Here is a 22,609-nt window from a genome sequence, read left to right on the forward strand (position 1 = left end):
AGAGGTTATCGACACGATCTACGCTCCGCGCCGGTTCACCGAAGTATCGGGAGGCCGATACGGCTGACACCGCCACGTCTGCCCTGCTGTCTGCCCTGCCGTCAGGCCGCGCGTCGGTCCGGAGGGCCCGCGCAGCTCAGGCTGCGCAGGCCGGGCACCGGACAGACCGACGTGCGACGGTCGGTCAGAGCCTGTACGCGAGTCAGTCAGAGCCCGTACGCGGACGGGTCTGCACCTCGCCGAAGCCTTCCATCTCGTCCCAGTTGAGCTGGGTGATGGTTTCGGTGGACGTCCGGCTGAAGGTGAGCAGACGGCCGTCGCCGCTCCCGGACACCTTTTCCCAGCCGTCGAAGTCCCTGGTCAGCTTGGTGTTCCAGGTGGCGAACCGATAGCTGGCGGCGGCGATCGACTCGGTGGGCGGCTCGCCGTCCGAGCAGTAATGACCGAAGTCGGCGATGGCCGCGACCGTGCCTCCGAACGCCTTCAGCTTCAGGCTCTGGCACGGATCGGTGGCGGTCTTGTAGATCAGCTGCGGTGTGCTCCACTTCTTCGACTTGGGGCTGTAGTGCTGCTCGACGAGCCCTCGCCCCTCGTCGTAGTACATGCCGACGCGTCGTCCATCGTCCAGCGTGACGACATCGTCGAACCTGGCGCTCCGGTCCCCGGCGTCCCCGGCGTCCCCGGCGTCCGCGGCTTCCGTCGCGCTCGCCGAGGAACCTGAGGAGTCCTTCTTGGGAGCTTCCCCTGCCTGTGCGGTGGCCTGGACGAACACCGCGGATCCCGCCAATACGACGGCGGCACCGGCCAGCCCCACCGCACGTCCCCCGCGTTTGGTCATACGCAAAATCGCAACTCCCCTGTCGAGTTGGTCCGTTGGTCGATTGCCAGGGTGTTCGTTTTTCGTGCACGGCACCGAGAGCTCCGGACCATCTGATGCGGGGTTGTGACACGGGGAGGTCAGGCCGCATCGGGGCGGCGGATCCTGCGGGTGATCTGGCGCCACACGGTTCGGCGACGTTCGGATGTGACGGGTTCGGATGCGGATTCGGGCTCGGAATCGGGTTCCGGTTCGGGTTCGGCGGGCCCCGTGGGTTCGGCGGGCTCTGTGAGGGCGTCGGACTTGCGGGGCTTGGGTGCGGAAGCGGGAGGTGTGGTGCGGTTGGCTTCGGCGCGTGCAAGTGCGGCGATGGCCCGGAAAGGGTCGGTAGGCATAGTTCTCCTGCGGCAGACGTGATGAACCGGAGCGGTCGCCGCCCGGAGCACGGTGAGTCGAGGGCTCCGGACAGGCGGGTCCGGTCAGCAGCGCAGGATCTGCCCTTGGGTTGCCCGTGGGTGACAGTCTGCGGCTGTGCCCGGAGCCGGGTCTGCGGCAGCGGCCGGGACGGTTGGCAGACTGCTTGCGGGCGGGGAGTGCACCGCAGCAAGCGGGACGTGACACAGCCGGGGGGATGACGAGGTCGCGGGACACACCTTGGCGGAGGAGCCGTGCCCATGGTGATGGCCGCGTGGCGGCGTGGCCATGTCCATCTCGTGACAGGAGGTGCTGGCGGAGGCCGCGACGGGGGTGCGACTTTCGGGGCACCCCTGCTCGTCCGCAGCCAGGTGGGGGCAGCCGAGGGCGAGCAGGGTGAGGAGCAGGACGAGTACGCCCGCCAGGGGTACGGCCGGCCCGTGTGCGCGGGCCGTCACCTGATGACGAGCCATGGGGGGCGTTCGAAGGAGCATTCGTGCTCGCCTCCCGCCGTCCCGGTCGTGCCTTCTCCTGCCATGGTCGATGCGGTCGGGACAGAGCGGGTCGGCGGTCACCTGTACGGGGGCCGTAATTCACCCGCGTCGACTAACGTTCCGGGATCCGGCACCCCTCGTCATCGTGCCAACCCGGCCCTTGGGTGCCCGGCCCCGCGCCTTGGCGAGCAGCACCGTCCCGGGGCGGAAGTTCTCCATCACGACCTCGCAGTGCCGGGCCAGGCCGAGCACGATGTCCCGCCCCCATCGGTCCGCACGTCAAGGGTGACGGAGCGCTTGTTGCGGGCGAGGGTGCGGAACACCATTGAGGTCTCCACGGGCACGTCGTCGGCCGTGCAACCCGTGGCCTGTGTCTGGACGTTCGACCTTCACGGCCTGCGTCCCGAAGTCCGCGAAGATGCACGTCGCGAAGGTGCGGCGATGAAGTTGCCGAGTTCGAGTACCCGGATTCCGGAAAGCATGGACTTCTCTGCCTCGGTCGCGGCGACAGCTCGCGCGTTCGTCCGAGCGCCGGCCGCAACCTCGTTCGGAGCCCGCGGTACGTGGGTACGCGCCGCAGGCTGTTGGGCGTCGGCCATTGACTCCCATGTGTCCGGTGCTGCTGCAAGTCGTCGTAAATGTTCGGGCGTCCTGGCCGTCGCGGTGCCTCCGGAATTCAGGTAAAAACGCTGCTCCTTGATGTGACGAGCCGGCGCATCGCTGAACTCAGGAGGAAATTCGTGGAAGAGCATCTTTCGGCAGCGCGGAAGTACGCCAGGCAGGCGGAGGAGTTGGTGGAGGGCATCAGTGAGCCAGGGCAGAAGGCCACGGTCTGCGCTCTGTTGGCCATCGCTCATGGGGTGATGGAGGTGGGCTTCGACCTCGACAACGTGAAGAGTGCCATCCAACGGTCATGACGGCACTGCCCGCACGCTGGTTCTGCTGTTGGGCCCTCACTTGAGGGCCCAACAGCAGAACCAGCGCACTTGCGGCTGGGCTGGAGGATGTACGGCGTCTCATGGACACGCACGCGGCCCTGATCGCTGCGTACCGGAGTTGTTGCGGTCAGCGCCTGCCTGCTCGGGCCAACGCGTCCTCAGCCTGTGCGGCCATGGTGCGGACCAGATCAGCCGCGGACGGCAGGTCGTTGATGAGATCGACGGCCTCGCCGGCCCACTGCGGCAGCGCCGGGATCTCGCCGCGTGCCACGGCGTCTTGGTACGCCTGCTGGGCATGCGGGGCAACGGCGAGTTCTTCCTCCCGGCCCCGCCATTCGTCGAGGAAGGGGTGGCCAAGCGTGCGGGCTGTGTACTGCGCCGGCCAGCGCGAGCGGCGGGCGATGTCGAGCACTCTGTTGCGCTCGGTGTCCTCTCCGCGTCCCTCAACGATCGCCTTCGCTGTCGCGGGGGCGACCAGGGCCTCGGCCGTGGCTTGGAAGCGGGTGCCCAACAGCGCTCCGGCAGCACCCAGCGCCAGGGCAGCCGCCACGCCGCGGCCATCGGCGATGCCGCCCGCCGCCAGCACCGGCACCGGCGCTGCCAGATCCACCACGATGGGCACGAACGGCAGTGTGGACCGCCCGCGCCGGGCTCCGTGCCCGCCCCCTTCGGTGCCTTGCGCCACGATCACATCGGCGCCCAGATCCACCGCCCTGCGGGCCTCCTCCAGGTCGGTGACCTGAATGATCAGCGCCGTGCCCGCGCTGCGAATGCGCTCTACGAACGGGCTCGGGTCGCCGAAGGACAACATCACCGCCGACGGTCTGTACTCCAGCGCCCGCGCCACCGCACCGACGTCGATCGCCCACGTCAGAAAGCCGATGCCCCAAGGCTTCGCAGCACCCTCGTCGGCCACTGCACGCGCTTCACGGGCCAGCCAGTCCGGATCACCGTTCCCGCTGCCCAGCAGTCCGAGACCGCCGCCGCGCGAGACCGCCGCCGTCAGGGCACCACCGGCCGACCCGCCCATCGGTGCCAGCGCAATCGGATGCTGCACATCGAACAGTTCCGTGAACGCCGTCGCCAATCCCATGCCCCCGATCCTCCCCCGCCGTCACGCCGGTCGTACCCGGTGTGGTGTTGTCAGGTCGCCTGCTCCGAAATCTCTGGCGGGCAGTGCAGCGACGGGGAACGATCGCGGAGCATCGCTCTCCGGCCGTTGACGCTCGATTTCATGGCGCTGATCGACAGATACGGTGCTGCCCTGATGACAGGATCGACAATCGGCTTGGTCTTGAACCGCCATGCCGGAGTGGTCCGCTCCAAGGGCTTGGGCATCATGGCGGACGGCTCCAGCGGCTCCGTCTCCTACGACGACGTTGTGGTGCGCACCTCCGACGGCTGGAGGATCTCCTGCCGGAAGGTGTCGCCGCGGCGTACCCCGTTGAAGCGCGCGACCGAGCTCGACTGATCACGGGCGGTCATCCATCGACAACCAGGCTCCGTTCGGCGGGATTCAGGTGCCGGCGTGCTCGCGGTCGGCTTCGGAGGGCCGGCGGCCCCAGGCAGAGATCATCGGTGAGGTGGCGAGATCGAGGCGGCCTGACGCGATGTTGGCGAGGTGCTGCTCGATCTCCTCCTCCGTGGCGAGGCCCGCGGCGGTGAGCTTGTCGCGCACCTGGTGGACGGTGGCCGCCTCGAGGACGTCGCACGCGGGCGAGGTGATCGGGAAGTAGGCGTCGGCCTCGACATCGGCAAGACCGACCTCGCGCAGCAGCCGCGGCAGTTTGCGTCCGTAGGTGAGGTCGGCACCGCGCTGCTGAAGCAGCTGACGGAAGCCGCGGCGCAGCCGGTTGGCCAGTTCCTGCTCGGGGCCGTGTTCGTCAGGGCAGATCAGCGGCTGCAGCGCGGGATCGGCGTCCTCGATCAGGCGGACCTTCGGATCAGCTGGGCCGTGATCGGAGAGACGGGCCCCTTGTCGTTTCGCTGCCCGGCGAGCGCTGTGCGCAGGCTTACGGTGGTGGGCCAGAGCAGATGGTGGCCACCAGACAGCAGCCGGACCGGGGTATCGATGCGTCAAACCAATCTCACCGGAGAGTCGGCCGAATACGTCAGCGCCCGCGAGGAGCTGCGGCAAGCCGAGATCGAGCTGATGCGCCACCGCGAACGCGTGGCCGACCTGCGGCGTCGCTTGCCGCTGGGCCCTGTCGTCGATGACTACGTGTTCGAGGAAGGCCCTGCTGATCTGCAGGCCGGTGACGCGCCGGCGCGGACCGTGCCCCTGGGCGAACTGTTCACTCGGCCCGGGCGTGACCTGGTCGTCTACCACCTCATGTATGGCAAGAAGCAGACCGAGCCGTGCCCGATGTGCACGATGTGGCTCGACGGGTTCAACGGGGTGGCTCACCACGTCGCGCAGAACGTCGATCTCGCAGTTGTCGCCGCGGCCGATCTGCCCGCGCTCCGCGCCCACGCCCGGAACCGGAATTGGACGAATCTGCGGCTGCTCAGCGCCGGAGCCGGCACCTTCAAATACGACCTGGGCAGCGAGGACGCCGAGGGCAACCAGGACTCGACGGTGTCGGTGTTCACCCGCGACGACGACGGGTCGGTACGCCACTTCTACTCGGTGCACCCCCGGATGTCCGACGACATCGACCAGCGAGGCATCGACCTGCTCAGCCCGGTGTGGCACATCCTCGACCTCACTCGCCGAGGCCGCGACAACTGGGACGCCGCCCTCAGCTACTGAACGAAACCGCACCCCCCAACTGCGGGCCCGGGCTCCCCGCGCTCTTTGGCGCATGCGAAGCCGCGTGTTCAGTAGACGATGGACACGATCCGGCAGGCAGCTTCGGCAAGTTGGCGATTGCCGTCGATGCGGGAGCGGGCCAGTGCGGTCGCCGGCTCGATCGCACGGGTGCAGAGCCGCCATGCGGTCTCCGTGTCCAGGCTGACACGGGCGGCGGGTGGTCCGGCGTCGGGCTCGGCGAGGGACCAGCGGGCCTCGGTCGCGGTGACGGTCCAGGTGCCGCCGGCCGGGCCCTCGACGTGCACCTGGATCTGCGTGCCGACAGAGGCAGGGGTGTCGTGCAGGGTGTGGGGGAGTGCCCGCATGAAGGTGTCCAGAACGACGGACAGAGAGCGCGGGTCGGGATCGGTTTCCTGGCCGGTGGCATGGCGGATCTGCTGGCGATGGGTCCAGAACTCGGTGAAGTCCCGGGCGTTGTCGAGCCACATCGGAGCCGGGTCGACGCCGGCCCAGGACACCCCCAGCGACGGCTCGTCGGGGTCGGCCGTCTCGAAGAAGCGGGAGACCTGGTCACCGACCAGGTTCAGGGTGTCGATCAGTGCGGCGGGGCTGACCCGGCGATGGGCGGCGACCCACTCCTGGTTGATGCGGTGGATGAACGCTTCCAGCGTCTCGCCCGGCGCGAAGACGGGCCCGTGCTGGTGACCGTCGCGGTCACGGCCGAGGCGCCCGTAATAGTCACCGAGAACGTGGGCGGCCACATCGTGCACGGCCCAGCCCGGCACGGCCTCCTTCTGCCAGTCGGCAGGCTCCAACCCCCGCAGAGTGGCCATCAGCGCCGCATGCTCGCGGGCAAACAGTGGGCGGGCATCGATCAATCCGCCGAGCCAGGACTGGCCGGGAACCTCATCGGGCCGGGAGTTCATGCTCACAGCCTGCCAATCGAATGCCCGGCGCACTATCGGATATCTCCGCCGGGGGCATGAGAGTGTCTGGTTGTGTCGGAGACGGTGAGCGGGTTGCAGGCGGCGTTGGCTAAGGCTTTGTCTCCTTCATGGTCGCAACGCGCTGGTGCCGGGCGTGACCTCGCTTCCTTCGCCGATGTTCCAGAAGCTGCGGCAGCGTTGGTGGGTCTGCTGCTGGACGTCGCGGACACGGCGGTGACTCGCCGGACGGCAGAGGCCCTGGCCCAGGTGGGGACGGTGGCCGCCGCGAGGGTCATCGCGCTCGCGGTTGCCGATGCCGACGACAACCACGCCGACTGGATACAGACCGGGGTACAGGACGCGCTCGCTCCACCCGACGGTGCGCCGGGCCTCGTGGCAGTCTGCGGGCAACTCGCGAGGGACCCGGAGGCAGCTGTCCGTCGGGGTGCTGCGGAGCTCTTCGCGTGGACGGTGGACACCAGATGTTGAGGTGAGTCGGATGTCTGTCGGCCGGCTCAGGCAACGGTCACTTCACCAGGCGTCTCGGGGGTGTGTCCGGCAGCGTCGGCGGCGTTGCCGTCTCGTCGAAGGCCCTGGCGAACCTGTCGAACGCCTTCCGGATATGGCCGGTCATGGCCTGCTCGGCTTCCTCCGGGTCGCACTCATTGATTGCCGCGCTGATCCTGCGGTGCTCGGTCACGGTGTTGGCGGTGTCGATGTCTTCCGGGTAGAGCCGGAAGGTGTGCAGGTGGCAGTGGGTCTGTTCGTATGCCTGCTCCGCCACCGGGTTGCCGGTGGCCTTGAGGATCGCCGCGTGGAAGGCGGCGTCGTGCGCCACGAGCTGCTGGCGTACGTCGTGGTGGGAGTTCTGCCCTCCGGCCTCGTTCTCCGGCGCGGCCAGGACCTGTTCGAAGGAGTCGAGCTCACGGTCGAGCAGAGCGCCGGGGTTGCTCAGCCGGTCGACCGCTGCCGCGCGCGCTGCCCATGGTTCGACGAGCAGGCGGAACTCGAACAGTGCGCGCAGGCCGTCGAGGTCGAGCAGCGGGGTGGTGCTGTAGCCACGCCCCGGCTCGTAGGTGATCAGGTTGTCGCCTTCGAGTCGCTGCAGTGCCTCGCGTACCGGCGTCTGTGAGACCCCGAGGTCGCGGGAGAGGGCGACGATGTTGATGCGGGTGTCGGGCAGCAGCACACCGTCCATGATCAAGGAGCGCAGCCTGTCATAGACCCCGTTCGCCGCGGGCTTGGGCGCGTTCTTGCGTGGCACGCACACCTCATCGTTCGGGCCGGTGGATAGCTCTGTCACGTGATCGTAACTCCAAGTGGTCCCCTCCGTATCGGGCGGAGGTATTGACAGCAGCTCTATACGATCTACAGGATCAATATAGAGCTTAGCCAAATGCTATACACATCAGTGTCGATGTGAGGACATCACATGGCTGCATCCCCTGTTCGCCAAGACGCTGCGGTCCGTCCGCCGCGCACCGCCACCCGTACTCGGTGGATCATCATCTGGCTCGCGTTCGCCGGGCTGACGATCAACTACCTGGACCGGTCCAGCCTCAGCGTCGCGCTGCCTTTCATGGGAGAGGAGTTCCACCTCTCGAACACCCAGAAGGGCCTGGTCTTCGCCGCCTTCTTCTGGGCGTACGACTTCTTCCAGCTCGCCGCCGGCTGGTACGTCGACAAGGTCGGCCCCCGCCGGTCGTTCACCATCGCGGCCATCTGCTGGTCGGTCTTCACCATGGCGACCTCACTGGCCAGGGGTTTCTGGAGCCTGATCACCGCACGGTTCCTCCTCGGCGTCGGTGAGGCTCCCGCGCCGAGCACCTCGGCGAAGGTGGTCGCCACCTGGTTCCCCCAACGGGAGCGGGCGTTCGCGACCAGCATCTGGGACTCGGGGTCGCGCGTCGGGGCCGTGATCGCACTGCCCGTCGTGACGCTGCTCGTGGCGGTGACCTCCTGGCACATGGTCTTCATCGTGATCGGGTGCGTCGGCCTCGTCTGGGCCCTTACGTGGTGGAAGGTGTACCGCAGCCCCGCGGAGCACCCGTGGGCCAACGAGGCGGAGACCGAGTACATCCGGTCCGGTGGCGCTCGCGACGAGGTGAACGACGACGCCGGGGCAGCCTCCCTGCCCTGGAAGTCCCTGTTCCGGTACCGCACCGTGCTCAGCATGATGTTCGGCTTCTTCTGCCTGAACAGCGTGATCTATTTCTTCATCACCTTCTTCCCCGATTACCTGGTCAGCGAGCGTGGCTTCGACCTGCTGCAGCTCGGCTTCTTCGGCGCGATCCCCGGTATCTGCGCCGTCGGCTGCGGGTGGCTCGGCGGGCTGACCGCGGACCGGGCCGTGCGCCGTGGGCACTCCGTCGACCGCGTACGCAAGGTGACCATCGTCGGCGGGCTGGTCAGCGGCTCGGTGATCATGTTCGCCGCCGTCGTACCGGAGGCGTGGATGGCGCTTGCGCTGCTGTCCGTCGCCTACTCCGGGCTGACGGTCGCGGGAACCGGCATCTGGTCCCTTCCTGCCGATGTCGCGCCCAGCTCCCGGCACGTCGGGACGATCGGCGGGATGCAGAACTTCGCCTCCAACTTCGCCGGAATTTTGACCCCCATCCTCGTCGGGTACCTCGTCGACCGGACGGGCTCCTACATCTCGGCGCTCGGGGTGATCGGCTGCCTCGCCCTGCTGGGAGCGCTCAACTACCTCTTCGTGCTGGGCAAGGTGCAGCCCATCAAGGTCCGTACCAGCTGACTGCACGACCTCCGCACCGCTCCCGCCACCCGGGAACACCACCCGCGATCCTCCGATCCGAAGGAGAACAATGCCCCTGATCACTGCCGTGGACGTCCTCGACGTCCGGTTCCCCACCTCGCTGACGGGCGATGGGTCGGACGCGATGAACAAGGACGGCGACTATTCGGCGACGTACGTCGTACTGCACACCGACGACCCCGAGCTGGCCGGTTACGGCTTCACCTTCACCATCGGCCGGGGCAACGACCTGTGTGCGGCCGCGGCCCGGCAGCGTGGCAGCGCGCTGGTGGGCAGGAGCGTCGAGGAGCTCACCGGTGACCTGGGCGGCACCTACCGTGAGCTGCAGTCGGACTCCCAACTGCGGTGGCTCGGCCCCGACAAGGGCGTGGTGCACCTCGCGCTCGCGGCAGTGATGAACGCGGTCTGGGACCTCGCAGCGCGTCGGGCAGGCGTCCCCCTGTGGCAGCTGCTCGCCGGGATGACGCCAACCGAACTCGTCGACGCCGCCGATATGCGTTACCTGTCGGACGCCCTCACCCGCGAGGAGGCGATCGATCTGCTCACCCGGCTGGCCGACACGCACGAGGAGCGCACAGCCCAGCTGGAGAAGACCGGCTACCCCTCCTACACCACGTCCGCCGGATGGCTCGGCTACTCCGACGACAAGCTCAGGGCCCTGTGCGAGGAGGCGGTGCAGGCGGGATACCGCCATGTGAAGCTGAAGGTCGGCGCGAACCTGGACGACGACATCCGGCGGTGCGCCATCGCCCGGGAGATCATCGGCGAGGACGCCCATCTGATGATCGACGCCAACCAGGTCTGGGACGTGCCCGAGGCCATCGAGTGGGTCCGTGAACTCGCCCGGTTCAAGCCCCTGTGGATCGAGGAACCCACCAGCCCCGACGACGTACTCGGACACGCGCGGGTGCGCGAGGCGGTGGCCCCGATCGGGGTGGCGACCGGAGAGCACGGCATGAACCGGGTGCTGTTCAAACAGCTCTTCCAGGCCGAGGCGATCGACTACTGCCAGCTGGACTCCTGCCGTCTCGGCAGCGTCAACGAGATCCTCGCCGTGCTCTTCATGGCGGCGAAATACGGCGTGCCGGTGTGCCCGCACGCCGGGGGTGTCGGCCTGTGCGAACTCGTCCAGCACCTCTCGGCGTTCGACTTCATCGCCGTCTCGGGCAGCCTCGAAGGACGGGTCACCGAGTTCGTCGACCATCTGCACGAGCACTTCACCGACCCCTGCGTCGTCCGCGACGGGGCGTACGTCCTGCCCCGGCAGCCCGGCTACAGCGCGCGGATGTATGACGCGTCGCTGGCCGAATTCGCCTTCCCGGACGGCACGTACTGGGCCGGACGGTGACGCCTGCGACCGGCCACGCATCCGCCACGGGACGAAGCACGAGAGGAAAGAAGCGGACGATGCACGCAGCTACGTACGTCGGGAACGGGACCATCACCGTCGGGGAGACGGAACCGGCAGCCCCGCCCCTGGCAGGCCATGTGCAGATCGAGGTGGCTTTCACCGGAATCTGTGGCACGGACCTCCACATCCTGCACGGGGCCATGGACGGGCGGGTCACCCTCCCGGCCGTGATCGGACACGAGATGTCGGGGCGGATCGCCGCCATCGGCCCGGGAGTCGAGGGCTGGGCGGTCGGCGATCCGGTCGGCGTGATGCCGCTCGACTGGTGCGGTACATGCCCCGCCTGCACCGCGGGTCACCAGCACATCTGCCAGAACCTCGACTTCATCGGCATCGACTCGCCGGGATCGCTGCAGACCCGCTGGAACGTACCCGAGAAGGTGCTGGTCCGCCTGCCGGAGTCGCTGCGGCTCGACCATGCGGCACTCCTCGAACCGGTGGCGGTGGCGGTACACGACGTACGGCGCGCCGCACTCCGGCGCGGTGAGAAGGCCGTCGTCATCGGGGGCGGCCCCATAGGTCTCCTCATCGCGGTCGTGGCCAGGCACAGGGGAGTGCAGGTGGTCATCGCGGAGCTCGATGCGGCACGGCGGGCGACGGCTGCCGGGCTCGGGTTCGAAGTCCTCGATCCCGCAGCGGTCGACCAGGCCGCCTGGGTCGAGGAGTGGACGGCGGGCGCCGGTGCGGACGCGGTGTTCGAGGTCTCCGGCTCCGCGGCGGCCGTGCTCGGCGCGGCCTCGCTGGCCCGGGTCAGAGGCCGGCTGGTCATCGTCGCCATCCACCCCCAGCCGCGGCCCGTGGATCTGAAGCAGATCTTCTGGCGGGAGCTGACGGTGCTGGGAGCCCGGGTCTACGAGCGGCAGGACTTCGAGACGGCGGTGACCCTGCTCGACAGCGGGGAGATCCCGGCCAACCGGCTCATCACCGGCCAAGTGCCGCTGGCGGACGTGGCGGACGCGTTCCGCCAACTGTCCGAGGGCAAGGCGATGAAGGTGCTCGTCGACTGCGGGGGAGAGAACTGATGGCGGACAGTCCGTTCGATCTGACGGGCAAGCTCGCGGTGGTGACCGGCGCCCGGCGCGGCATCGGCAAGGCGATTGCCGAAGCCCTCGCCGCTGCCGGGGCCGACATCATCGGAGTGAGTGCCTCTCTGGAGCCCCACGGCAGTGCGGTGGGCGAGGCTGTTACGGCCCACGGGAGGACCTTCACCGCCCGCCAGGCCGACTTCGCCGACCGGACCGAGGTCCGTGCACTCGGTGCGGAACTCGCCCGCCAGGACCGGCCGGTGGACATCCTGGTGAACAACGCCGGGGCCATCGAGCGGGCACCGGCGGCCGAGCACCCGGACGACATGTGGGACCGCGTGGTCGAGGTGGATCTCAACGCCCAGTTCGTCCTCAACCGCGAGGTGGGCAAGTCCATGATCGACAGAGGCGTTCAGGGGAGGATCATCTTCATCGCCTCTCTGCTGAGCTTCCAGGGCGGGATGTACGTCCCCGGTTACGCGGCGGCGAAGTCAGGAGTCGCCGGGCTGACGAAGGCGCTGGCCAACGAGTGGGCACCACACGGGATCGGCGTCAACGCCATCGCCCCCGGCTACATCGCCACCGACAACACCCAGGCACTACGCGACGACACCGACCGGTCCCGGTCCATTCTCGAACGCATCCCCGCCGGCCGCTGGGGCCGGGCGGAGGACATCGGCGGGGCGGCGGTGTTCCTCGCCGGCTCCGCGTCGACCTACGTGTCAGGAGTCGTGCTGCCGGTCGACGGGGGGTGGCTGGGCCGCTAGGTGTTGCTGGTGCAGGGCCGCAGGTGGGCCCAAGGTTGAACGCCTCCGAAAAGAGAGCGGCACGCCCAATCGCCTCGATCGCGAGGGGGCACTGCTGCTGCACGTCGATGGCAAGGATCGCCACGCCTCAAGTTCGGACAGATCTGGGCAGTCGGACCTCCGTGCTCTGTCAGTCGGCGCGGAGGATCCGAAAGCGATCGGGTTCCGCCGGATCTCGATCGACGACTTGGATCGGGGGCCGAGCCCATTGCCATACGCTGATGCCGGGCGTGCCGGAGAACTGGATCCGCCCGCGGGTGCCTTCGACTGCAACGCGCGGCCAGGATTCGGCGATGCGCGCCCGGTCCGCGCCGTGGGAACGCAGCACATCGGCGAGGACGGCGATCGTGTCGTAGCCCTCGAAGGCGACGAAGGAGGGCGCTTCGGGCAGCTGCTCGCGGAGGGCCGTCTCGACTCGTACACCGAGTGGGGTGAGGCGCTCGGGCAGGTAGCGCAAGAACGGGACAGCGGCGCCGTCGTCGCCCAGCAACGCCGCCCATTCGGTGAACTCCGGCTGCCCGGCCGGAGCACCGATCAGGATCTCGGCGGTGCGCTGGTCGCTGCGGACAGCCTTGACGATCGGCACGGCCGGTTCCGGGTGGCCGACCAGAAGAAGGAGGGCTGTCGCCCGATGGCCGACGAGTTCGTCGCACACGGCCGTGGGGGTGAGCGCGCTCATGTCGAGTTCGACGACGGTGCCGCCGCGTGGAGCGAGGTGATCCCGCAGAATGCGGGTCCCGGATGCCCAGTAGACGCTTGGCTGGGCTGCTACGGCGATGCGACTGTGGCCCGCGTCGAGGAGGAAGTCCGCGTAGACCTGCCAGCCGCGGGACTGCGGCGGGGGGAGGCGCGCGACCCATCCCCGAGTTCCCGGCTTCGCTCGCGCAGGGGAGACCCCACTCGTCGGCTGTTCGGTGAGCGCGTCGAGAACCGCTGACGAGCAGAGGAACGGCACGCCGAGCGCTTCGGCCCTGCCGGCAGCGGCGCGAGCGACGACGCTGTGATACTCACCCGCCAAGGCGGCCACGCCCAGGTCGGCCAATTCCTCCACGGCCGCCGCGGCCCTCTGCGGATCGGCCGCGGTGTCTCGGACCACCAGTTCAAGCGGTCTTCCGGCGATCCCGCCGGCGTCATTGACCTCGCGAACGGCCAGTTCGAGTCCAGCGAGCAAGTGCCGGCCCGCCTCGGTCCAGCCGGGCCGAGTGAGCGGAACGAGAGCGCCGATCCGGACGGCTGATCCGTCAGTCGACTCCGCTCCAGGTGGCGATGGTGGCGTAGTCATGCGCCGGCGTCTCCCGTGCGGCGATGCGGTTGCCGTTTGCCCGGATCGCAGAGTGGCAGGGCTCGGTAGTACGCGTTCATCTCATCCCGCCGTGGCGGGCGCACCTGGGTGACCATGCCGGCCATTGCATCCACCACCATCGCCAACAGGCAACCGATTAATTGTTCGCCGAGCTGCCAGTTTCTCGGCGGTCGGGAGAAGGCCAAATTGAGTCGATCAGTGCCCCGTCATGGTGAGCAAGTCAGCAAGCCGAGTCCCACCCACGGCGGCTGCAAGGGGGGGACCGGTCCCGGCTTCGAGAGGGCCATCCACAAGCAGCCCTCGGTCGATCGCCGCGCCCACGGCGCCGGCCTCGTCCGTCACACCGCCCGGAAGTCGATGCCGAGCAGGCTCGCCGCTGCCTTGTAGTCGGCGGCATGGTGGCCGACCGAGAGCGACCAGTGGTGGCCGACGCCGGTGGCGCTCCACTCGTCCACCCATTCACCGGGGTCACGGCCGAAGTCGACGCGGCTGGTGGTGTTGCCGATGCCCAGCAGCGGACCGGGGACGACCGTGCCTTCCGAGGCGATGAAGGACAGGCTGCCGTCGGCGCCCTGCCCCAGTCCCAGGAGCGTGACGGGGCCGTGCTGGACGTCCAGCTCCACGCTGACGCCCCAGCCGCGCTTCCCGTGGTAGACGCCGAGCCCGCGCAGCAGCGGGTTCCGGGAACCGATCGCGAGATCGGCCGGGCCGTCGTGGCCCATCTCCACGACTCCGTCCACGAAGTTCAGCGCCTGGATCTCGGTGAACGACCCGCCCCCGCCCACGCTTTGGGAGGCGAGCTGCGCCACAGAGGTACGCAACTCGTACTCGCCCGCCGCCGGAATGCCACGAGCGGTCAGCAGCGAGGCGCCGAGAATCATTCCGGCGCCGAGGCGCTCGTGCTGCTCGCCGTCCAGGCCGCGGTGGTAGTAGGCGAGCGTGTCCAGGCCGAAGTCGTCGACGAGGCGGTCGAGGGCGACCGAGACGGTGGCGCCCCAGGCGAAGTCGTCCTCAGCGACGGAGTCGTCGAGGGTGAAGATCTCCCGCGCGAGGTCCATTCGCTCACTGGTCTCGGCTGCGGTCACCTTCTCCACCCGGTGCCGCAGGTCGTCGAACTCCAGCACTTCGATGTGCGAGCCGAAGGTGGTCGGCAGCAGCGTCAGGTCGGTCGAGACATCGAGCATCCCGGGGTAGAGGTGGCCCATCAGGCCGTGTCGGGCTTCCCGCAGCGCTGCCCGTACGTGGGCGGCGCGGATCCACTGCTCGATACGCCGCCACGCTGATTCCTGGCGCAGCCATCCGGACACCGACCGGAACGGGATGCCGGCACGGCGGAAGACGTTGCCGATCTCGGGGACGGGGCACTGGCCGCAGTAGGCGAGCCAGGCACCGGTGTCGAAGGTGGCGTGGTCCATCTTCTCGGTGGGCTGAAGGTCGATCACCAGCACCGGTGTGTTCGCGCGCTGGGCGATCGGCAGCACCATCGAGGAGGTGAGATAGGTGGTCAGGAAGAGCACGATCAGGTCGCAGTCCGCCTGGCGCAGCTTTTCGGCGGCGGCGGCGCCCTCCTGGGCGTCGGAGATGAATCCGGCGTCGGTCACCTCGGTGTCCATCGACTGGAAGCGCCGCGCCACATAGCGGGCCGATTCCTGCAGTTGGGGAAGGAGTCCGGGGAACTGCGGCCAGTACGTACCCAGACCGCCGGAGACGAGCCCGATGCGGGTGGGGCGCCTGGTCGCCGCCGGGAGCACCCTGTGCGGCGCTGCGGCGCGGTCGTCGGCGGGCTCTTCGGCGGGGGATGCGGGGTCGGTCGTTGTGGGGTGCATCGTCACTCCTCGGACGTGTACGGCGGCGTGTCAGCGTCGGGACGTACGCCCGGCGTCAGGGCGTGACGAGTTGGGCTTCCGGCTGGGCAGTGGCGGGAGCGGCGGCTGCGCGGGGCAGGAGTACGCGGATGATGAAGATCCCCACAGCCATGGCGAGGGCCATGCATCCGGTGATCGACCACAGCAGCAGCGAGGGGCTGAACTCCAGAAGCGCCGGCGTGAAGAAGGCCACCAGCGCGAACGTCGCCCGGGAGAGGGCGTAGGTCAGCCCCTGGGAGGTGCCACGGGTGTCGGCCGGAAGGAGGAGTTGCGACCACACCTTGTAGTTGGCCTCGCCTGCCAGCGGGTTGGAGATCTGGTACAGGACGAAGTACGCGATCATTCCGGCCAGTACGGCGCCGCCGGTGAAACTGGGGATGGCGAAGCCGACGGTCTGCACCACCGCCGCGACGAAGAACAGCCGGTCGCGCCACGCCGTGTCGGCGACCCGGACGAAGACCAGGGCCATCGCCAGCTGGACCGGGAGGAAGGCCAGGTTCAGCCCGGTCGCCAGACTCTGCGAAGCGTCGCTGACGGTGACGAGGAAGTACGTGCCGAACTGCCCGAAGGTGTTGGCGCCGAGCCCCCACGCGACGTAGAAGAGGAAGGTGGCGGCCATCGGCAGCAGAACGGACTTCTTCAACAGGCCTTTCAACTCGGGGCCGTTCGGCCGCTGCGCCCCCTTGGCGTCGTTCTCGGGGACGGTGGGCGGGGAGCCCAGCTCGGACGGCATGGAGGCGCCGTTCGCAGACGTGTCCGGCGACGCGTTCTCGGGGGCCTCCGCCGACAGCGCCGCAAGCCGCGACCGCAGGGCCCAGGTCACCAGGGCCGCGAGGGCGAGATGACCGACGATCAGGCGGGTGCCGAGTTGACCCATGGTCGAGAGGGCGAAGCCGAGCAGAGTGGTGACGGCGATGCCGACGGACCACATGACCTGGGTGAAGGCGACCAGACGGCCGCGCGCCCAGGCGGGGACCGCCTCCGACACCACGGCCAGCGACGTCGGCAGGTCGGCACCGGCTGCGAGCCCGGCGACGACGACACCGGTCAGCAGCACCTCCTCGTTCGGTGCCAGGGCGATGGCGAGCGCACCGCAGCTGTAGCAGAGGATGTCCAGGTTGTAGACCCGGCGTCGGCCGAAGAGGTCCGCGAGCCAGCCGCCGACCAGCGAGCCGAGGGCGATGCTGAAGGCGACGATCGCGCTGATGGCACCGGCCATCCACACGCCCATCCCGAAGCTCTCCCGCCAGATGGCCAGGCTCACCGAGATGCCGATGAGCAGGCCGGAGTCGAGGTAGGACGCCATCCCGGACAGGACAGCCAGTCTCCAGTACCGCCCCTGCAGGCGCTGCCTGGCGGGGGAGGAGGCAATCGGGTCGTTGGCCATGGCTGCGACTCCGTCGTCGAGTGGTCACATGGATGCCGTGCTGCGAGTGGATGCCGTGCTGCGCGGCAGCGACTGTAAGACTGATTGCAACGTTCCAACAAGACATCGCAAGGCATCGGTGCCAAATGTTGGGAGTGGGCCGTCGGTTGGGCCGATGACCCGCATACCCGCTCCGTCACTCCCCTGTTGCGAGCGGGCACCTCTGATGTAAAACGTTTTTACCCTTGCTCGTCGCGTCGACCCCGCATCCGCGTCGCCCCTCCGGTCTTCGATCAACCTCCCGACGTCCGTGGAAGGACCGAGCGTCCGTGATCTCCCCCGCACTGCAGCAGTTGTTCGACGAGCCGCCCCGGGACTTCGGTCCCACCCCGCTGTGGTGGTGGTCCGGTGCGCGGGTCACCCGGGAGCGGCTGGAGTGGCAGATGCGCAGGTTCGTCGAGGGCGGCGTGCACAACCTCGTCGTCATCAACCTGGCGCCGGCCGGTCCGGCCTTCGGCGCTCGGGCGGACGACCCGGCCTGGTTCAGCGAGGAGTGGTGGGCCCGTTTCACCGACGCCTGCGAGATCGCCCAGGACCTCGGGATGCGGCTGTGGCTCTACGACCAGATCGGATTCTCCGGCGCGAACGTGCAGGGCGGCATCACTCATCGTCACCCGGAGGCGGCCGGGCGGGCGTTGCGTGCGCGCCGGACCCGGGTCGTCGGCGGCGACCCGGGGCTGCTCGGGACGGAGAGCATGGTCGGCGCGTACGACGTGGTGACCGGCGAACGCCTCACGTCCGACGGCGCCGAACGGGTCGCGGTGCCGGACGGGACTCAGGTGCAGCTGGTCACGTCGGTGCCGACGGCTTTCGACTACCTCGACCCGTACGCCGTCGGCCTGTTGATCGACACGGTGCACGGCGCATACGAGCGCCGGGTCCCGCAGTACCTCGGCAGCGTCATCGCGGGCAGCTTCCAGGACGAACTGCCCGGCACCAACTCCTGGACCGCCCGCTTCCCGCAGGAGTTCCTCAGCCGCCGGGGCTACGACCTGCTGGACCACATACCGGCCCTCTTCACGGCCGACTTCGCGCCCGACTTTGCAGCCGACCGGGGACATGCGGCCAAGGTGCGCGCCGACTACTACGCCGTACGCGCCGAGCTCACCGAAGAGGCGCTGTTCAAGCCGCTCGGCAACTGGCACACGGAGCGTGGCATGCTGCTCGGCGCCGACCAGAGCAACCCGGCACGTGCGGGCAATCCCACCCAGGCCACCCAGATCTACACCGACTACTTCCGAACCCACCGCTGGTACAGCGCCGTCGGCAGCGATCACGAGGGCGACTCCAAGGTGCACTCGTCCATGGCCCATCTGTACGGCCACGACCGGGTGTGGATCGAGGCGTTCCACTCCTCGGGGTGGGGCGGCACTCTGGAGGACACCTACGACTGGCTGCTGCCCTTCCTGCGCAGCGGGGCCAACCTCTACAACCCGCACGCCGGCTATTTCGGCACTGCCGGCGGCTGGTTCGAGTGGGCGCCGCCCTCCACCGACTGGCGCCAGCCTTACTGGAAGCACTACCCGGCGTTCTCACGGGCGGTCGCCCGGATCGCCTCCGTCATGACGTGGGGCACATATGACGCCGAGGTCGCCGTCCTCCACCCGACCACCACCGTGCAGGCATTGCTGCCGCTGGGGTCTCCGATCGACCACTTCGGCGACGGCCGGCTCGGCGGCACGTACACCGATATCGACGAGACACAGGAGCACTACCTCGGCCTGTGCGGCGCGAACAACTGGTTCCGGACCCGGATCGGTGCGCTGGACCGCGAGGGCATCTCGTTCGACGTCATCGACGACGCCTCCGTCCAGCGCGCCGTCCCCGCTGACGGCTGCCTGCGGCTGCCCGAACGGGACCTTCGCTACTCGACGGTGCTGCTGCCGTCGGCGAGCGTGCTGGAGGAGCCCACCGCGCGTCGGCTGCTCGAACTGCTCGACAGCGGTGGCCGGGTGGTCGTGGTGGGCCGGACCCCGTCGTCGGCGGCCGGGATGGCAGGCGACGACGCGGTGGTGGCGGCGCTGGCCGCGCACCCGCGGCTGGAGCGGGTGCCCGACGCGGCGACCGCGGCCAGGGCGGTGCGTGCCGCGGCAGGCCATGCGACCGGTGACGTTCCGCTGCTCGTACGGCGTCGGGGCGACATCGGGGCCGCCTTCGTGACCGGCGCTTTCCCCAACGCCAGCGCGTACCGGCTGCGCGAGAGCTCGTCCGGGCCTCAGGATGACCACGACTTCGACCCCGCACGCTACGCCCTTGCGTCCACGGTCCGGGTGAAGGCACACGTGGCCGAGGCAGAGGTCTGGAACCCGGCCACCGGGACGCGCGAGCCCGCCCGCTGCACCGTCTCCGGCAGTTGCTCGACCATCGAGGTCCCGCTCGACGGGGCGCCCGCCGCGATCGTGGTGTGGCGGGAGGGCGAACCTGCGAACGGTGCGACAGCCTCCCGGCCGCGTACGGTCACACGTGCCCCGCGTACGGTCACACGTGCCGACCCCGCCACGGGCGTCGACCTCTCATCTGGCTGGCAGGGCCGGCTGGTTCCCACGATGGACAACACCTGGGGCGATATGGCGCTGCCCGCAGGGACCTCGGTGGCCGATTTGCAGATCTGGACCCTGTGCTGGACGGAAGGGGAGGGCGAGGGCGCAGACGGGTGGCGGCCGGTACGGGCCACGTACGGCAACCGCGTGCGTCAGCTGCCGCCGGTGCCCGCCGCCGATGCGCCGATGCCGCTCGACGCCGACGCCGTTGCCCAAGTGCTCGCCGGGGACCGCCCGCTGGTACCGCCCGGCGACAGCTGGTCCACCGCGCTCCACTCCTCCAGCGGGGGCGCCGCCGATCCCGGACCCGGTGTGCTCGGTACCAAGGGGCTGATCGGCGAGGAGTTCGTCCGCACGGGCGCTCCCGGTGCCGGAGAGGTGGTCCGGGTCCGCACGATCGTGGCGACGGACCGCCTGGGCGAGGCCGACCTGGTCCTCGGCGCTGCGGCGGCCAAGCGGTGGTGGTGGAACGGCGAGGAACTGCCCGGCGGGGAGGGCTGTCTCGTCTCGTCCCGGCTGCGCCTCGACCGGCGGCTCAACGTCCTCGAGTACGAGCTGGCCGACCCGCAGACGGCGCCCTCCGTCGGGGCGACCGGCGACGACGAGCCGCTGGGCAGCTTCTACTGCCTGACGCGGCCCGGTAGCTTCGCACCGCGACCGCAGTTCATGCGACTTCCCGCCGCAGCGCGGCCGAACGGCCGGGTCACCTACCGCGCCCAGCTGGACGCCGGGGCCCAGCCGGCGGAGGCGGTGTTGGTGGTGGGCGCGGCGACCGGTGTGACCGTGGTGCTGGACGGCGAGGCTGTGGCACGTCAGGAGAAGGTGGAGTACTACGAGTCCAGCTGGGGCGCGAGCCCCATGTTCTTCCGGCACGAACTGGTCCTGAAACCGGGCCTGCACGTGCTCGAGCTGACGGCGGACAGTGTCCAGGCGGCGGATGTCGTCTTCGCCGATCTGGTGGCCCGTACCGCTTCCGGCACGGTCGCACTGGTCAGCGGTGCCGGCTGGGAAGTGGACACGGGTGACTGGCGCGGGTGGACGATCGAGCACCCCGGGCGGTGGGCCGAGCTGCAGCCCTGTTACGCCGCCGTCCGGCCGCACCCCCTGCACGGCACCGAGTGGCTGACGGGCACGCCGATGCTCGGCACCCGGGTGGACGCGGTGCGCAGTACGGACGACGTGGTGCCGGCCGCTCAGCGGTTCCGCGCCACACTGCCTGCCGGCACCCAGTCGGTCACATTGCCGCTGGCCGTCCCACTCGCGGCAGCGCGTATCGGCGGGGCTTTCCACACCATCGACGGAGACGAACTGCGCCTCGGCCGCCCGCTGCAGGAGGCGGCGGAACTGGAGATCGTCACCTGGCCGACCGCGACGCGGCGCGGCGGTGCGGCACTGACCGGGCCGCTGGTCGTACGGACCGCGCCGGCACCCATGCCGCTGGGCGACTGGCGGTCCATGGGCCTGGAAGCCTGGAGCGGCGCGGTGGCCTACTCACGCACCGTCGACGTGCCCGCAGGCGGAGTTCCGGTGCTCGACCTGGGCCGGGTGCGGGGCAGCGTGGAGGTCGCCGTCGACGGCGAGCCGGCCGGGGCGGCGTTCTGCGCTCCGTACCGCTTTCCGCTGCCGGGCGCGGCGGGACGCACGGTGCAGATCGAGGTGACGGTCCACAACACCCTGGCGCCCTATCTGCACGAGGCGACACCCACTTCCTGGACCTTCCCCTCGCAACTGGTGTCGGGGTTGCTGGGACCGGTGACGCTGCTGACGGCGGACCCAGCGGAGGACACGGGGGAGACGGCGGACTGAGCGCCGACGGGGCCGTGGGCGGGCCCGGTTCAGGCGGAGGCCCGGTGTCGCAGGTGCGGGCTGAAGACCCGGGACTCGTGGACATGCTCGCCCTGCGCCTCCACCTCGTCGAGCAGCATGTCCACTGCGGCCCGGCCGAGGTCTTCCACGGGCTGGTGAATCGTCGTCAGCGGCGTTGCGGCGAAGCCGGCCGCATCGAGGTCCCCGTACCCGACCACGCGCACGTCTTCGGGGACCCGGACGCCGCGCTCGGCGAGCCCCCGGCAGAGTCCGACCGCCAGGAAGTCGTTCGTACAGAACACCGCGTCGGGCATGTCGGCCAGTTGCCGGGCGATGTCCTCGCCGGAGGCCGCTGTCATCTGCTCGGCTGTGATCTGCCTCAGCCGGGCGCCGCGTCGGCCGCGGACGGCCTGCCGGGCGCCCTGGTAGCGGTCGGCGCACTGGCGGATCTCCAGCCGGCCGTTGACGACCAGCACCTCCCGGGCGCCACCGGCCAGCAGGTGCCGCACCGCCAGGAGACCGCCGGCCACGTCGTCCACCGAGACCGAGCACCCGTCCTCGGCCATGCTCGACCGGTCGGCCAGCACCAGCGGTATCCCGCGCCGCCGCAGCCGGGCGAGCCGCTCCGGATCTGCGGTGAGCGGCACCACGACGACACCGACGGCCCGTTGCTCGACCAGCATGGACAAATAGCCCTGCTCCCGCTCCGGATCGTCGCCGCTGTCGCAGAGGGCCAGTGAGAACCCGTGCTCGTACGCCGCCTCCGCCGCACCCCGGGCGATACGGGAATAGAACGAGTTCGCCACATCGGGCAGAACGAGTCCGAGGGAGGACGCCCGGCCGCTGCGCAGACCGGCAGCGCCCGTATGAGGCACATAGTCGAGAGCGGAAATGGCCGTCCGGACCCGCGCAGCCGTCTCGGGCTTCACACGGTCCGGGCGGTTCAACACGTTGGACACCGTGGACACCGAGACACCGGCAGCCTCTGCCACATCCTGGATACGGGCGGGACGCGTGGTGATGACGCTCCCCTCCCGTCCGGACCCCCGGAGCCGTGCCCTCGGGCGCGGCGACAATCACCGCGTGCGCACATCCTACGACCGTGCCCAACGCCGGGAACGGCTCGGCGAGGCAACGCTCGGACGGCACCGGCGGGGCTCGCGGCGTCGGTGGCCTGTTCGCCGGCGGTCGCGGTCGGGACGCCTGGGTGGTCTTCTCAGGATGGAAGATCCTCATGAACGAGCGCTGAACGGGCTGCCTCGGGCGCCCAGGGGGAACACCCGCTCACCAACGAATCGATGTGATAACGC

At 69.5% G+C, this 22,609-nt stretch carries 18 protein-coding genes and 1 pseudogene; 10 read left to right on the forward strand and 9 right to left on the reverse strand.

From position 1 onward, the window contains the following. Nucleotides 1-202: 202 nt before the first annotated feature. Entirely contained in the window at nucleotides 203-838 is a 636-nt protein-coding gene (locus ACTWP9_RS23945) for a hypothetical protein (protein ID WP_443248312.1), read from the reverse strand. Between the two features lie 1,627 nt (nucleotides 839-2,465). Between ACTWP9_RS23945 and ACTWP9_RS23950 the strand changes: the two genes are divergently transcribed. After that, complete coding sequence (locus ACTWP9_RS23950) at nucleotides 2,466-2,642, forward strand: hypothetical protein (protein WP_443248313.1); 177 nt, start codon at nucleotides 2,466-2,468, stop codon at nucleotides 2,640-2,642. 148 nt (nucleotides 2,643-2,790) lie between these two features. On the opposite strand, the gene ACTWP9_RS23955 is transcribed toward ACTWP9_RS23950, so the two are convergent. Further along, nucleotides 2,791-3,756, reverse strand: a complete 966-nt coding sequence (locus ACTWP9_RS23955) for an NAD(P)H-dependent flavin oxidoreductase (RefSeq protein WP_443248314.1) — start codon at nucleotides 3,754-3,756, stop codon at nucleotides 2,791-2,793. Between the two features lie 141 nt (nucleotides 3,757-3,897). Between ACTWP9_RS23955 and ACTWP9_RS23960 the strand changes: the two genes are divergently transcribed. Then, nucleotides 3,898-4,134, forward strand: coding sequence for a hypothetical protein (locus ACTWP9_RS23960; protein WP_443248315.1), 237 nt, complete (start codon nucleotides 3,898-3,900; stop codon nucleotides 4,132-4,134). A gap of 45 nt (nucleotides 4,135-4,179) precedes the next feature. On the opposite strand, the pseudogene ACTWP9_RS23965 reads toward ACTWP9_RS23960, so the two are convergent. Continuing rightward, nucleotides 4,180-4,593, reverse strand: a pseudogene (locus ACTWP9_RS23965) (SAM-dependent methyltransferase); the annotation flags it as partial. 141 nt (nucleotides 4,594-4,734) lie between these two features. Between ACTWP9_RS23965 and ACTWP9_RS23970 the strand changes: the two are divergent. Further along, nucleotides 4,735-5,415 carry a DUF899 family protein gene (locus ACTWP9_RS23970; RefSeq protein WP_443248316.1) on the forward strand — a complete coding sequence of 227 codons (681 nt, stop codon included), beginning with the start codon at nucleotides 4,735-4,737 and terminating at the stop codon, nucleotides 5,413-5,415. Nucleotides 5,416-5,483: 68 nt separating this feature from the next. Here ACTWP9_RS23970 and ACTWP9_RS23975 read toward each other — a convergent pair whose 3' ends face one another. Then, nucleotides 5,484-6,341 (reverse strand): maleylpyruvate isomerase family mycothiol-dependent enzyme, encoded by an 858-nt coding sequence (locus ACTWP9_RS23975; RefSeq protein WP_443248317.1) that lies wholly within the window; start codon nucleotides 6,339-6,341, stop codon nucleotides 5,484-5,486. A gap of 201 nt (nucleotides 6,342-6,542) precedes the next feature. Here ACTWP9_RS23975 and ACTWP9_RS23980 point away from each other — a divergent pair, with 201 nt between their 5' ends. Continuing rightward, on the forward strand, nucleotides 6,543-6,830 hold the full coding sequence (locus ACTWP9_RS23980) for a hypothetical protein (protein ID WP_443248411.1): 288 nt from the start codon (nucleotides 6,543-6,545) through the stop codon (nucleotides 6,828-6,830). A 37-nt stretch (nucleotides 6,831-6,867) separates the two neighbouring features. Here the strand turns inward: ACTWP9_RS23980 and ACTWP9_RS23985 are convergent, their stop codons facing one another. After that, nucleotides 6,868-7,644, reverse strand: coding sequence for a GntR family transcriptional regulator (locus tag ACTWP9_RS23985; protein ID WP_443248318.1), 777 nt, complete (start codon nucleotides 7,642-7,644; stop codon nucleotides 6,868-6,870). Nucleotides 7,645-7,773: 129 nt separating this feature from the next. Here ACTWP9_RS23985 and ACTWP9_RS23990 point away from each other — a divergent pair, with 129 nt between their 5' ends. The 4 genes from ACTWP9_RS23990 (at nucleotide 7,774) to ACTWP9_RS24005 (ending at nucleotide 12,320) form a co-directional block, all read left to right on the forward strand. After that, nucleotides 7,774-9,096: an MFS transporter gene (locus tag ACTWP9_RS23990; RefSeq protein WP_443248319.1), complete on the forward strand. Its 1,323-nt coding sequence runs from the start codon at nucleotides 7,774-7,776 to the stop codon at nucleotides 9,094-9,096. Between the two features lie 70 nt (nucleotides 9,097-9,166). Further along, complete coding sequence (locus ACTWP9_RS23995; protein ID WP_443248320.1) at nucleotides 9,167-10,465, forward strand: L-fuconate dehydratase; 1,299 nt, start codon at nucleotides 9,167-9,169, stop codon at nucleotides 10,463-10,465. Between the two features lie 59 nt (nucleotides 10,466-10,524). Further along, on the forward strand, nucleotides 10,525-11,550 hold the full coding sequence (locus tag ACTWP9_RS24000) for a zinc-dependent alcohol dehydrogenase (protein ID WP_443248321.1): 1,026 nt from the start codon (nucleotides 10,525-10,527) through the stop codon (nucleotides 11,548-11,550). Further along, the gene (locus tag ACTWP9_RS24005) at nucleotides 11,550-12,320 is read left to right on the forward strand and encodes an SDR family oxidoreductase (RefSeq protein ID WP_443248322.1); all 771 of its coding nucleotides are present in this window, start codon (nucleotides 11,550-11,552) and stop codon (nucleotides 12,318-12,320) included. Before ACTWP9_RS24000 ends, ACTWP9_RS24005 begins: the two co-directional genes overlap by 1 nt. A 169-nt stretch (nucleotides 12,321-12,489) precedes the next feature. Here ACTWP9_RS24005 and ACTWP9_RS24010 read toward each other — a convergent pair whose 3' ends face one another. The 3 genes from ACTWP9_RS24010 to ACTWP9_RS24020 all read right to left on the reverse strand — a co-directional run bounded on the left by ACTWP9_RS24010 (nucleotide 12,490) and on the right by ACTWP9_RS24020 (nucleotide 16,914). Beyond that, entirely contained in the window at nucleotides 12,490-13,641 is a 1,152-nt protein-coding gene (locus ACTWP9_RS24010; protein WP_443248323.1) for an ABC transporter substrate-binding protein, read from the reverse strand. 359 nt (nucleotides 13,642-14,000) lie between these two features. After that, a complete protein-coding gene (locus ACTWP9_RS24015; protein WP_443248324.1) occupies nucleotides 14,001-15,488 on the reverse strand; it encodes an arabinose isomerase in 1,488 nt (495 codons plus the stop codon). A gap of 55 nt (nucleotides 15,489-15,543) precedes the next feature. Beyond that, nucleotides 15,544-16,914: an MFS transporter gene (locus ACTWP9_RS24020; RefSeq protein WP_443248325.1), complete on the reverse strand. Its 1,371-nt coding sequence runs from the start codon at nucleotides 16,912-16,914 to the stop codon at nucleotides 15,544-15,546. Nucleotides 16,915-17,222: 308 nt separating this feature from the next. Between ACTWP9_RS24020 and ACTWP9_RS24025 the strand changes: the two genes are divergently transcribed. Beyond that, nucleotides 17,223-21,299: a glycosyl hydrolase gene (locus tag ACTWP9_RS24025; protein WP_443248326.1), complete on the forward strand. Its 4,077-nt coding sequence runs from the start codon at nucleotides 17,223-17,225 to the stop codon at nucleotides 21,297-21,299. Between the two features lie 29 nt (nucleotides 21,300-21,328). Here the strand turns inward: ACTWP9_RS24025 and ACTWP9_RS24030 are convergent, their stop codons facing one another. Further along, on the reverse strand, nucleotides 21,329-22,321 hold the full coding sequence (locus tag ACTWP9_RS24030; RefSeq protein ID WP_443248412.1) for a LacI family DNA-binding transcriptional regulator: 993 nt from the start codon (nucleotides 22,319-22,321) through the stop codon (nucleotides 21,329-21,331). Nucleotides 22,322-22,401: 80 nt separating this feature from the next. Here ACTWP9_RS24030 and ACTWP9_RS24035 point away from each other — a divergent pair, with 80 nt between their 5' ends. Then, nucleotides 22,402-22,548 carry a hypothetical protein gene (locus ACTWP9_RS24035; RefSeq protein ID WP_443248327.1) on the forward strand — a complete coding sequence of 49 codons (147 nt, stop codon included), beginning with the start codon at nucleotides 22,402-22,404 and terminating at the stop codon, nucleotides 22,546-22,548. Nucleotides 22,549-22,609 lie beyond the last annotated feature (61 nt).

It is taken from the genome of Streptomyces sp. 3N207, assembly GCF_052246355.1.
Classification (GTDB): Bacteria; Actinomycetota; Actinomycetes; order Streptomycetales; family Streptomycetaceae; genus Streptomyces.

Coding starts and splice junctions, on each gene's coding strand:
- ACTWP9_RS24020 (WP_443248325.1), bottom strand. CDS start 16,914: ATGGCCAACGACCCGATTGCCTCCTCCCCCGCCAGGCAGCGCCTGCAG.
- ACTWP9_RS24000 (WP_443248321.1), top strand. CDS start 10,525: ATGCACGCAGCTACGTACGTCGGGAACGGGACCATCACCGTCGGGGAG.
- ACTWP9_RS24005 (WP_443248322.1), top strand. CDS start 11,550: ATGGCGGACAGTCCGTTCGATCTGACGGGCAAGCTCGCGGTGGTGACC.
- ACTWP9_RS23995 (WP_443248320.1), top strand. CDS start 9,167: ATGCCCCTGATCACTGCCGTGGACGTCCTCGACGTCCGGTTCCCCACC.
- ACTWP9_RS23970 (WP_443248316.1), top strand. CDS start 4,735: ATGCGTCAAACCAATCTCACCGGAGAGTCGGCCGAATACGTCAGCGCC.
- ACTWP9_RS24010 (WP_443248323.1), bottom strand. CDS start 13,641: ATGACTACGCCACCATCGCCACCTGGAGCGGAGTCGACTGACGGATCA.
- ACTWP9_RS23945 (WP_443248312.1), bottom strand. CDS start 838: ATGACCAAACGCGGGGGACGTGCGGTGGGGCTGGCCGGTGCCGCCGTC.
- ACTWP9_RS24015 (WP_443248324.1), bottom strand. CDS start 15,488: ATGCACCCCACAACGACCGACCCCGCATCCCCCGCCGAAGAGCCCGCC.
- ACTWP9_RS23955 (WP_443248314.1), bottom strand. CDS start 3,756: ATGGGATTGGCGACGGCGTTCACGGAACTGTTCGATGTGCAGCATCCG.
- ACTWP9_RS23990 (WP_443248319.1), top strand. CDS start 7,774: ATGGCTGCATCCCCTGTTCGCCAAGACGCTGCGGTCCGTCCGCCGCGC.
- ACTWP9_RS23975 (WP_443248317.1), bottom strand. CDS start 6,341: ATGAACTCCCGGCCCGATGAGGTTCCCGGCCAGTCCTGGCTCGGCGGA.
- ACTWP9_RS23960 (WP_443248315.1), top strand. CDS start 3,898: ATGGCGCTGATCGACAGATACGGTGCTGCCCTGATGACAGGATCGACA.